General features: G+C 66.8%; 6 protein-coding genes. All 6 read left to right on the top strand.

The window, feature by feature from the left end; all coding sequences use genetic code 11:
• The first annotated feature begins 85 nt into the window (after positions 1 to 85).
• Genes POR16_RS03680 through POR16_RS03655 form a run of 6 tightly spaced genes read left to right on the top strand, consistent with a single transcriptional unit; the run spans position 86 to position 11,977 of the window.
• Positions 86 to 337, top strand: coding sequence for an acyl carrier protein (locus POR16_RS03680; RefSeq protein WP_005894385.1), 252 nt, complete (start codon positions 86 to 88; stop codon positions 335 to 337).
• A gap of 11 nt (positions 338 to 348) precedes the next feature.
• The gene (locus POR16_RS03675; RefSeq protein WP_011105118.1) at positions 349 to 846 is read left to right on the top strand and encodes a 3-hydroxyacyl-ACP dehydratase FabZ family protein; all 498 of its coding nucleotides are present in this window, start codon (positions 349 to 351) and stop codon (positions 844 to 846) included.
• A gap of 29 nt (positions 847 to 875) precedes the next feature.
• Positions 876 to 1,985, top strand: coding sequence for a beta-ketoacyl-[acyl-carrier-protein] synthase family protein (locus tag POR16_RS03670; RefSeq protein WP_005894389.1), 1,110 nt, complete (start codon positions 876 to 878; stop codon positions 1,983 to 1,985).
• Positions 1,982 to 2,515: a hypothetical protein gene (locus POR16_RS03665; RefSeq protein ID WP_005894391.1), complete on the top strand. Its 534-nt coding sequence runs from the start codon at positions 1,982 to 1,984 to the stop codon at positions 2,513 to 2,515. Before POR16_RS03670 ends, POR16_RS03665 begins: the two co-directional genes overlap by 4 nt.
• Positions 2,512 to 3,930 carry a class I adenylate-forming enzyme family protein gene (locus POR16_RS03660; protein WP_005894393.1) on the top strand — a complete coding sequence of 473 codons (1,419 nt, stop codon included), beginning with the start codon at positions 2,512 to 2,514 and terminating at the stop codon, positions 3,928 to 3,930. The genes POR16_RS03665 and POR16_RS03660 overlap by 4 nt, the downstream gene beginning before the upstream one ends.
• Positions 3,931 to 3,961: 31 nt before the next feature.
• A complete protein-coding gene (locus POR16_RS03655) occupies positions 3,962 to 11,977 on the top strand; it encodes a type I polyketide synthase (protein WP_162010121.1) in 8,016 nt (2,671 codons plus the stop codon).
• The last annotated feature ends 4 nt before the right edge of the window (positions 11,978 to 11,981 follow it).

Genomic DNA, 11,981 nt, shown 5'->3' with positions numbered 1-11,981 from the left:
CCCGTCAGTGACGCGCGTTGCCTGCGGGACCGGCTCTACAGCCGGCCCCGATACCAACCCTTTGCCCACCACTGGAGCTCTCAACGTGAACGAGATCGAAAAAACCATCGTCGACATTCTGGTCGATGACCTGTTCATCAGCACGCCCCGCGCGGATATCGACCTCAACGCCAACCTACGCAACGCCCTGGGGCTGGATTCACTCGGGTTCAGCGAATTGCGGGCCCAGTGCGAATACGCCTTCGGCGTCAAAATCGAGGACGAGGACTTCAATCCGAAGCACTTCGACTCGGTCCACACGCTGGCCCAGTTGCTGACCGCCCTGCAGGCCAAGTGAGGGCTATCGCCATGAGCCTTCCCGAGAGCGATAAGCAGCCCCGTGCACAACGCACTATGGGCTTCACCGAACTCAAGACCTGGCTGCGCCATCGCCATCCAATGGTGTACCTGGATCGTGTGCTCGACTACGAGCCAGGCGTCCAGATCAAGACGCTGATGGCGGTATCGGGGCAGACCGACGCGCTCGCCGGCCACTTCCCGGAACGGGCGATCTACCCGGCGAGCCACCTGATGCAGGCCATTTCTCAGTCGGCGATCATACTGTTCCAGCTATCGACCTCGCGCCTGGCGGGCGATGAGATGACGCTGGTCGGCTCGATCAAATCGCGCTTCACCCGCCCCGTGGTACCGGGCGACCTGGTGATCTTCCAGCTCGATTGCGAAAGCCTGAGGCCGGATTTCTTCACTTTCAGTTGCCGAGCGACGGTGGACGGTCGCAGTGTCGGGATGCTCAAGGGTTCGCTGGTCCGCAAGTCGCTCGCCGACTTGGGAGAGCACCTATGGTGAGCCGCCCCGTGGAGGTATGGGTCACGGGGATGGCTTGGTCAACCGCTTTGGGCGACGATCTGGAAGTCGTCTGGCAAAGCCTGCTCGCCGGACGTTCGGGCATCCGCTCGGTTGACTTCCCTGTTGCGCTGCGCAGTCCCTTGGCTTCGCCATTGCCCGACCTAGACCCAGCCCTGCCGCTGCCGGAGCGTCAGCACCGGTTGACGGTGGCGACCCTGCGCCGGGCGTTGCAGGACGCTGGACTGGCGAAAGCTACCGAGGAAGTGGTGCCGGTCCTGGCCACCAGTTATGGGCACCATCTGGACGTGCCGGAGACCGAATCGCTCTCCCGCTGGGCGGTGGAGGCGGCGCGAGAGGCAGGCTGCCAGCACGCGCCGATCACCGTTAGCACGGCCTGCTCGGCAGGGGCCGATGCGCTGTTGCTGGGGTTGAGCCTGATTCGCAGGGGCTTCACCGATACTTGCCTGTGCGGCGGTGCTGACATCCTCACCCCGGCCAAGCGGCTCGGGCATTCGCAACTGGGTACGCTGTCGGCGGACGGTCTGCGTGCCTTCGATCGCGCGCACAGCGGGACCGTACTGGGCGAAGGCGCGGGTTTTCTGGTGCTGGAAACGCGGGCCGCCGCACTGGCCAGGGGCGCGCGGCCCTACGGCATCCTCGCCGGGGCTGGCTCGGCCAACGACGCCGTGAGCGCGGTCGCGCCGGACCTGTCGGGCGACTGTCTGGCCTTGGCAGTACGACGCGCTCTTTGCGACGCGGGCCTTACCGCCCACGAAGTCGGTTGCATCAGTACCCACGGTACCGGCACGCGGCTCAACGACGAGGTCGAAACCAAAACCTACAGCGATCTATTCGCCAGCTCGCCACGCCTTCCACTGCTGTTCGGCACCAAGGGCGCCTTCGGGCATACGCTCGGGGCTACCGGCGCGCTGGAGGCTATCAGTCTCCTGCTGGCGCTAGGTAACCAGCAGGTACCGCCAATCGTCGGCCTGGAAAATCCCCTGACAGGGATAGCGCTGCCCTTGGCCATGCGGACGGCGCTTGCCTGTCCCGCCGAGGTCGGCATCAGCGTGACCCTAGGCTTCGGTGGCTTCGATACCTGCCTAGTCTTTCAACGTGCACGAGAGGCGATGCGATGACCGACCTCGATTGGAGCGTCTACCATCTAAACGCCCTTGGTCAAGCGGAGTCAGTGGCCGCCCTTGGCTCGGAGGGAGGCGCGGCGCAAAAAGCCTCCGCCTATGCCGATCCACTGTCCTGGCTGGTGTTCGAGGCCGTGGATTACGTCCTGGACAACTGCCGCGATGCGGTGCTGGCCGCCGGCCAGACGGTGGGGCACATTGTCGTGAGCGACGTCTGCACCCTGCACACCATGCAGCATATCGCCCGCGGTCTGGGTAGGAATCGCCTGTCGCCGCTACGTTTTTCCGGTGCCTGTCCGGGACTGGTCTGCAGCCTGCCAGGCCAACTGCTGCGTTTTAGCGGTCCCAGCCTGGTCCTGTCCATGCCCCCCCAGGGCGGCCTGAGGCCGGCCGCCCTACTCGCCCGGGACTGGCTCGATAGCGGCGCTGCCAGTTACGTATTGGTGAGTGCCCACGACACGGACGGCGCACAGCATCGAGTGCGCTGCACCTTGCTGCAACTGCAGACCGAGCAGGTGAGCCCATGAATGTGGTTGTCGACACCCAAGGCGTCCAGGCGCTCTTCGAGCGGGTACTGCCTATGGAAGCGGGCAGCGGACGCGAGCCTTTTGAGGGATTCGCCACCCTGTGCGAGGGCTTGCAGCGCCTCGGGGTCAAGCCCGGACGCGCGGTGCTGGTGGCGCTGCCCAACGGGACCCACTTCGTGGCCTTGCTGTTTGCGCTGCTGCTGCTGGGTGCGGTACCGACCCCCTTGCCCTACGCAGCACCGCCTGGACGTATTCGCCGCTTCGCCAAACTACTAGGCGCCGACCTGTTGATCCTGCCCTGCGGCGCCGCCATCAAGGCGCTCGACGCGCGGGAGGCCGGACGGCTATCGAGCGAACTGCAATGGGCCAGACTGAAGGACATCGTCACCCTGCCCTACGAACCAGGCGAAGTGGTGCTGCTCACCTCTGGGACTTCCGGCATCTTCAGCGGCTGTGTGTTCGACAGCGCGGCGCTACTGCTCAACGCTAGGCGACATGCCGCCTCCATTGGCCAAAGCGCCGCCGATCGGCTGTTGATCAACCTGCCGCTATTCTACTCTTTCGCCTTCGTGGCGCAGTTGCTCAGCAGCTATGTCCTGGGCAACGAGGTGGTCCTGGCTACGCCGCCGTTCACTCCGATCCATTATCACCGCACGCTCCTGGACCTTGGCATCACCCTCTCTTCCTTGACGCCCGTGATGGTTACGGCGTTGTGTGCGGCGGACCTGGATGGGCTGCCGCCCTCACTGCGCCGGTTGACGATCGGTGGCGACGCCTTGGCCGCCAATCTTGTGCCGCGGCTGCTGGCCCGCAACCCGGACCTCGAGCTCTATCTGACCTATGGCCTGACCCAGGCCGGCCCACGCGTAGCGACGCTGGCCGCGCACCTCGAGCCCGCCGAACGGCACGCGTCGGTCGGTCGGCCGTTACCGGAGGTCGAGGTCGAGCTGGGAGGAGCGCCGGGTGCTAGTGAAGGGGAGTTGTTGGTGGTCACAGACACCGCCATGCAGCGGCGCATCCGTGCCGGTGAAACGGACCGCTTGCCGCCGCTGCGCGGCCAGAAGCGCCTGGTCGCCACCGGTGATCACTTCCATATCGATGCGGATGGCTATCTGTTCTTCCGCCAGCGTAAACCGACGTTCGTCATGCGCCGAGGGGAAAAGCTCTGTCCCCGCTCGATTTGCGAAATCGTCGAAAGCCTGCCCGGAATCGTCAGTGCCGAGGCTTGGGTACGGCCGAACGCCGGGCCGAACGACGAGGTAGCGCTGATCCTCGATGTGCAGAGCCAGGACCCCGATCTCAATGAACAAGCGCTACGGCAACAACTTGCCGGGATCCTGTTGCGCGCTGAGCAACCGGATCGACTGGACGTCACCTTCGCGCAGCACGCCATCTGGCAAAAAGGCCGCCGTTAATCGTTTCCAATATTTCTGCAGGAGTCTGCCCGTGACCACCTTCACCGTGCCCCTGATTCTGTCGGATGCAAGCCCCACGGCACTCGCCGCTACCGCGCAACGTCTGCGCGCCGAGCACGAGACGCGCTCCTTCGCCGAATGGCAAGTATTCTGCCGACAGCAACTGACACGCGACCATGCCGAATACCGCGCGGCCATCTTAGCCACCGATCAAGCCAGCCTACTCAAAGGGCTGGATATGCTGGCCCGCGGCCGAGCCTCGCGCCATCTGGTGCTGGGCCGCGCCGACCAGTTGCGGCAGCCGGTACTGGTGTTTCCAGGCCAAGGACCGCTATGGCCGCGGATGACTACCGGACTGAGCGCGACCCTGCCGAGCTACCAGCAGGCCCTGCACCGCCATGGCGATGTCATAGAGGCGCGTATTGGCTGGAATCCAGCACGGGCCCTCGCCGAGGGCGAGGGAATCGAGCGCCTCCTGCGAATCCAACCGCTGCAATTCGCGCTGGCCTGTAGCTTGGCAGAAACCTGGCGGGCCTTCGGGATCGAGCCCGCTGCCGTGATCGGTCACTCCGTGGGCGAGGCCGCCGCCGCCCACGTCGGCGGCTATCTGGACGAGGCCAGCGGTGCCGCGCTCACAGTGCTCTGGGGCGAGACGCTCACCGCCATCGAAGGCCAGGGCGGAATGCTGTCGGTAGCCGCAGCGCTGGACGACATCAAGCCCCTGCTGGACGACCAAGAAAGCCTCAGCGTCGCGGCCATCAACGCGCCGCGCAGTGTGACGTTGAGCGGCACCCTGATGGCCCTCGATGCTTTGCAGGCGCGACTCACCGACGCTGGCTTCTGGGCCTGGCGCGTACCTGGTGGTCAGGTGGCGGGTCATGGGCCGCAGGTGGAGCAGCTACGCGACGCCGTAACGTCGCGCGCCCCGGCCAAAGTCATGGACGGACAGGTTCCCTACTATTCCTCGGTCAGCGGCGGACGGCAAAACGGCGAGCATCTGGATGCGGACTATTGGTTCCGCGTACTCCGCGAAACCGTGCGCTTCCAGGATAGCCTGCAGGCGTTGATTGCCGATGGGCACCGCCTGTTCATAGAAGTGAGCCCGCATCCGGTGCTGACCTCGCTTATCGACGAAGCCCTACGTGGCGCTGGTGTCGTCGACGGGGCCGTGGCTACCCTAGACCAGCGCAAGGATGATCGTGAAAGCCTGCTGCAGGCCATGGCCCATGCCTTCGTGCACGGCGCCCCGGTGGACTGGTCGCAGGTGATCGAGCGGTTGCTGCCGGAAGGGTCGATGTCAGCGCAGCTGGCGCCCACCGCCGCAACGGCAGGTGACGATACCCTCGCCGCGGCGAACCTCGCCCAACTCGGTGAGCCTGAACAGTGTCGGCTGCTGCTCAAGCTGCTGGCGCAGGAGATGGAAACGCTGATCGGCCAGCCATTTGCCAGCGAGACCCAGGCATTTCGCGACTGCGGCTTCACCTCGCTGCATGTGGTCGAATTTGCCCAGGCCGTGTCGGCCGCGGTCGGCGTCAGCCTGCCGGTGACTCTGGTATACGACCATCCTACCCCTCGCGCCGTCGTCACCTATCTGCGCGGCGTCCTTGGGCTGCAGTCACCGAGCCAGCGCCAGGCCGCACCCATCGTGACGGGCGCGCACCATGACGAGCCCATCGCCATCATCGGCATGAGCTGTCGTTATCCGGGTGGCGCCAACAGCCCGGAAGCGCTCTGGACGCTGTTGATGCAAGAGCGGGACGCGATCAGCGAGTACCCGACCGACCGCGGTTGGGACACCACCAAGCTCTACGATTCCGAGCCCGGACGGTTCGGCAAGATATCCACCCGCACCAGTGGTTTTCTGCATGATGCCTCGGCCTTCGATCCAGCCTTCTTCGGTATATCGCCGCGTGAAGCCCTCACTTTGGAACCTCAGCAGCGCCTGTTGCTGGAGGTTTCCTGGGAGGCCCTAGAGCGTGCTGGAATAGACCCGGCCTCGTTGCACGGCTCCCTGACCGGGGTCTACGCCGGCATCATGGGGACGGAGTACGGTACCCAGATCCAGCACGCCTCGGAGGACGTGACCGGCTATGGCTACATGGGCACGGCCACCTGCGTAGCCGCGGGCCGGGTGTCCTACTGCCTAGGCCTGCAGGGACCGGCGCTGGCGATCGATACCGCCTGTTCGTCCTCGTTGGTGGCAATCCATACCGCCTGCGAAGCGCTGCGTAGCAACGACTGCCAGTTGGCCTTGGCCGGCGGGGTCACGGTCATGCCGACCCCCGGGGTGCTGATCGACTTTTCCCAGCAGCGGGTTCTGGCCCCGGACGGCCGCTGCAAGGCCTTCTCGGCGTCGGCCGATGGCGTTGGCCTGGGCGAAGGCGTGGGCATGCTGGTGCTCGAACGCCTCTCCCAAGCGCAAGCCAAGGGGCGCTTGATCCTCGGCGTCATCCGCGGCAGCGCCGTCAACCAGGACGGCGCCTCCAACGGCCTGACCGCGCCCAATGGCACCGCGCAACAACAGGTCATTCGCCACGCCCTAGCCAATGCGGGTCTGCAGCCCGAGGACGTGGATGCCGTCGATGCCCACGGCACGGGCACCCGCCTCGGCGATCCCATCGAAGCCAATGCCCTGCTGGCCACCTATGGCCAGCGCCCGGCGGAGCGGCCGCTGCTGCTGGGCTCGATCAAGTCGAACACCGGCCATACCCAGGCCGCCGCCGGGGTCGCCAGCCTGATGAAGATGGTGATGGCCCTGCGCACAGGCACCCTGCCCCGCAGCCTGCACATCACCGCGCCCTCCACCGAGGTGGATTGGTCGACCGGTGCCATCGAGCTGCTCAGCGAACGGCGCCCTTGGCCAACCGTAGCCGACCGGCCGCGCCGCGCCGGGATTTCCTCTTTCGGGGTCTCCGGCACCAATGCGCACCTGATTGTCGAAGAATACGTCGCCCCCGCGGCTACAAGCGCCTGCCAGGTGCCCGAGACCCAGGCTCCGTTGTGGCCGCTGGCAGCCAAGAGCACCGAAGCCCTGCGCGATGTTGCCGCACGCCTGCACGGCCATGTGCTCGAGCAAGCGCACCTGGCGCCGGACGATATCGGCTACACCCTAGGCATCTCACGCAGCGGCTTCCCCTTCCGCGCCGCTCTGCGCGGCACCTCGCGCGAGGCACTCTTGGAAGCCTTGCATGCGCTAGCGAGCGGTACGGACCATCCGTGCCTGCTCCAGGGCACGGCGCAGGTCCGGGCGCGCAAGCGGGTCTTCATCTTTCCCGGTCAGGGCTCCCAGTGGGCCGGCATGGGTATGGAGCTGTACGCCGCCTTCGCCGTCTATCGCCAAACCATCGACCAGGTCGAGACCGCGCTGCAGCCCTATGTCGACTGGTCGCTGGTCGCGGTGCTGCGTGGCGAGGAAGGTGCACCTTCGCTTGAGCGTATCGACGTGGTCCAGCCCGCCCTGTTCGCGGTGATGGTGGCCATCGCCCGCCTTTGGCAGTCGCTGGGCTGCACCCCGGACGCGGTGATTGGTCACTCGCAGGGCGAGATCGCCGCGGCCTATATCGCCGGGGCCCTGAAGCTGGAGGATGCGGTCAAGATCCTGGCCATCCGCTCGCAACTGATGCTGGCCCAGGCCGGCACCGGCGCCATGGCTACCGTCGTCCTGCCGGAGCAGCAGGCCGCCGAACTGGCCGCGCGGGTGGACGCCTCGCTGACGCTGGCGGTCTTCAACAGTCCTAGCAGCACGGTGATCTCCGGCGCCACCAATGCCATCGCGCGGCTCCTGGAAACCTGCAAGCGAGAACGCATCGTAGCCAGGCGCGTCGCGGTCGACGTGGCGGGGCACTCCCCACAGATCGAAGTCCTGCGTCCCCAGTTGCTGGCGCGCTTCGCCGACCTGCGACCCCAGGCGACGCAGATCCCCTTCTACAGCACCGTCGCCGGACACAATCCTGCCGTCTCCCTGGATGGCCGCCAGCTGGGCGCGGGCTATTGGTGCGACAACCTCTGCCTGCCAGTGCGCTTCGCCGACACGGTCCAGGCGCTGAGCAGTGCAGGCGACGTCACCTTCATTGAATGCAGTCCCCATCCGGTGCTCTTGCCACCACTGGAAGAAACGATTGGCGACCAGACCAGCAGCCTCGGTTCGCTGCAACGCAACAAGCCTGCGGTCGATTGCCTTGTGGCAGGCCTCTCGCAGCTCTACCTTGAGGGTCACCCGTTGAGCTGGCGGGCGCTGTATCCCCAGGGACGCATCGTCGAACTGCCCACCTATCCGTTCGATCACAAGCCGTTCTGGCTTACCGGACAAGGACCGACCGATGTCACCGGTGCGGGCCAGCGAGCCACCCAGCACCCACTGCTGAGCGCGGCCGTGGATCTACCCGAGGGTGGCATGCTGCTGACCGGCACCCTCGGACTCGGCGCCCATCCGTGGCTGGCGGATCACGCTGCGGCCGGCGTGGTACTGCTGCCCGGGACCGCCTACCTGGACATGCTGCTGTTCGCTGCGGCCCAGACCGACTGCACCCAGTTGCTGGAGCTGACGCTACAGGCACCCTTGGTGCTGGAGCAGCAGGGGCAGATCGACCTGTTGCTCACGGTGAGCCGAGCGGAAGCCGAAGGCCTGCGCCAGGCCAGCCTGCATGCGCGACGCCATGGCGATGCCACCGCCGGTTGGACCCTGCACGCCAGTGCGCAGCTGGTGCCGATGCCCCCCCAGACACTTATTCCGCTCGACCAGGCTTGGCCACCGACGGCCGCCATCCCCTTGGACAGCGCCGCGCTCTATCAACGGCTCAGCGAGGCCGGCTACGAGTACGGCCTGGCCTTCCGGGGGCTAACCGCCGCCTGGCAGGACGGCGAACGGACCTACGTCGAGGTAACACTACCCGAGACCCTGCCCAGCGGCACCCACGTCCTGCACCCCGCCCTGCTGGATGCGGCCCTGCATCCCTTGGCACTGGCTGACGAAGAAGCCGCCGCGCCATTACGGCTGCCCTTCGCCTTCTCAGGCGTCAGCGTGACCGCGGAGCGCCCGCGCCAGCTCCGCGCAGTGCTGCAGCGCACTCAGGCCGAGACCTATTCGGTCAGCGCCTATGACGAGACGGGTAACGCCCTGCTGCACATCGCCGCGCTCCAGCTGCGCCCGGCCTCCCGTGACACCCTGCGAGATCTGGCCCGTGTCCAGCCCGCCCATGACCTGCTGCGGCTCACCTGGAGTCAGTTGTCGGCACGACCGCGCGTGCAGCGAGCCGTGACGCGCTGGGTACGGATAGGCACTGCCGAGCCAGGGCTCAGCAGCGCGCCGACCTATCCCTCTCTTACGGCTCTCGGCCAAGCGTTGGAGTCCAGCACCACACCAGCCGATGTCCTGGTCTGGCCCTTGCCCGAGGTGCAGGGCGCGAACAGCGCGCTGGCGACCCGCCAGCTATGCGTCGAGGTGATCGCCCAACTGCAGGTCTGGCTAGCCGAAGAGCGTCTGGCCGATACCCGGCTGCTGGTAGTGACCCGCAAGGCCAACGCCACGGTCGCCGGTGAAGCCGTCGATCCGGCTCATGCTGCCCTCTGGGGTTTGCTGCACAGCGCGCAGAACGAGAATCCGGGGCGCTTGTTGCTGCTGGACACCGAGGGGCCCTTGGCCGATCCGGCACCATTGCAGGCCGTGCTGGCCAGCGACCAGCGCCAGTTGGCCCTGCGGCGCGGCCAGCTGCTGGTTCCGCACCTTACCCGCAGCGGCCCGAACAGCGTTCTCACCCCGCCGCTTGGCGGTGGCGCCTGGCGGCTAGAGATCACGCGTGCAGGCAATCTCGACGACCTGGCGTTGCAACCGGAACCCCAGGCCGATGCTCCATTGGAAAACGGCCAGATACGCTTGGCAGTGCGCGCCGCCGGGGTCAACTTCTACGACGTGGTCTGTGCCCTAGGGCTGATTCCGCCGCAACACAAACTGGGGACGGAAGCCGCAGGTATCGTCACCGAAGTCGGCACGGGCGTCACCGACCTGCGGCCCGGCGATCGTGTTATGGTAATGAGCGAAGGCGCCTTCGGCCCGCTGCTGGTCGCCGACCAGCGCACGGCGCGCAAACTGCCCGCCGACTGGACCTTCGCCCAGGCCGCCGGCTTCCCGGTAGCGTTCCTGACCGCCTACTACAGCCTGGTCCGGCTCGCCCAGGTGCGCCCCGGTGACAAGGTGCTGATCCACGCGGCCGCAGGCGGTGTCGGCCAGGCGGCAATCCAGTTGGCGAAGCATCTGGGCGCCGAGGTCTTCGCCACCGCCCACCCGGACAAATGGCCGATCCTGAAGGCCTTGGGCATCGCCCAGGATCATATCGCCACTTCGCGGGATCTGAGTTTCGCCGGCCGCTTCGGCGCCCTGCTTGGCGAAGCGGGGATGGATGTGGTGCTCAACTCCCTGGCCGGCGAGGCGATCGGCGTCTCCTTGGCCTTGCTCGGTCGCGGCGGACGCTTCATCGAACTGGGCAAGACCGAGGTACGCGAGCCCGCCGCGGTCGCGCTTCAGTATCCCGGACGCCACTATCATTACCTAGACCGACCGGACCAGGATCCACAGGACACCGGGCGTATGCTCGACGAGTTGCTCGGCTTGATGTGCGACCGGATACTGACGCCCCTGCCGGTCACAGCCTTCGACCTGCGCGATGCTGTCCAGGCCCTGCGCTGGATGCAACAGGGGCGCCACACCGGCAAGGTGGTGCTGACCCTGCCGCGCACCCTGGACCCGGACGGCACGGTACTGATCACCGGCGGCACCGGCACCCTAGGTAGCCTGGCGGCACGCCATCTGGTCGTCACCGGGCAAGCCCGGCATCTGGTATTGGCCAGCCGCAGTGGCCCCCAAGCGGACGGCGCCCTGGCGCTGCGCCAGGAGTTAGAGGCCGCGGGCGCCCAGGTCCGGCTGGCAGCCTGCGACCTAGCCGATCCCGAGTCCGTCGAACGCTTGCTCAACTCGCTGCCTGCCAAGCACCCGCTGACCGCCATCATCCATACCGCCGGGATCCTAGCCGATGCCACCCTGCCCAACCTAGGCCCCGAGGAGCTGGAGCGGGTCTTCGTGCCTAAGGCGGACGCCGCTTGGATGCTGCATGAGCGCACCCGCCAGCTGGATCTGGCGGCGTTCGTCCTCTACTCTTCCAGCGCCGGCACACTGGGCAGTCCCGGCCAGGCCAACTATGCCGCGGCCAACCGCTTCCTCGATGCTCTGGCGCAGACGCGGCAGCGCCAGGGGCTGCCGGCGACCTCCCTGGCATGGGGCTGGTGGCAGCCGGTCACCGGGCTCTCCAGCCGCCTCACGGCGGCGGATAATGCTCGGATCGCCCGCACGGGCTTTGCGCCCATCACCCCCGAGCATGGTCACGCGCTGCTCGACACGGCAATCGCCGCGCCCCAGGCATTCTTCGTCGCGGCACCGCTCAATCCGCAGACGCTACGCAAGAATGCCCAGGCGGGTACCTTGCACCCGCTGTTCGAGCGTCTGGGGGGGGGCAGCCCCGGCGCGCGGGGCAGCGAGGGTCCGGCAAAGGTGCAGGACCTGCGCCAGCTACTGGCTGGACTTGATCCTCAAGCACGAACCAAGCAGTTGCAGACCGTCATCGCGACCCAGGTCGCCGCTATCCTGGGCCTGGACGATCCGGGCCAGGTGCTACCGGAGGCGACCTTCAAGGAGAGTGGCATCGATTCGCTGATGGCGCTCGAGCTGCGCAACCGGTTGGCTACCGCCGCGGGGTTAAGGCTAGCGGCGACCCTTACCTACGACCAGCCGACACCGGCCGCCTTGGCGGCCTACCTGAACGACGCCTTGTTCCCCGACGGCGGCGCCCCCGACGCGGACACCGCGGCGATAGACGAGCCTAAGGTGCGGGCGCTGCTCGCCAGCCTGTCGCTGAGCGCCTTGCGGGAAGCCGATCTACTCGCCCCTCTGCTGCAGCTTGCCCAGCATCCCTTTGTCAAGGCGCCGCCCCTTGCCGCCGACCTCGCGACGGCGAGCGCGGACGAGCTCGTTGCCCTCGCCCTGCGAACCCAGGAGTAAGCGC

Origin of the sequence: Pseudomonas coronafaciens pv. oryzae str. 1_6 (genome assembly GCF_000156995.2) — a bacterium.
GTDB classification, from domain to species: domain Bacteria; phylum Pseudomonadota; class Gammaproteobacteria; order Pseudomonadales; family Pseudomonadaceae; genus Aquipseudomonas; species Aquipseudomonas tremae.
This window is presented reverse-complemented; position numbering and strand designations above follow the sequence as displayed.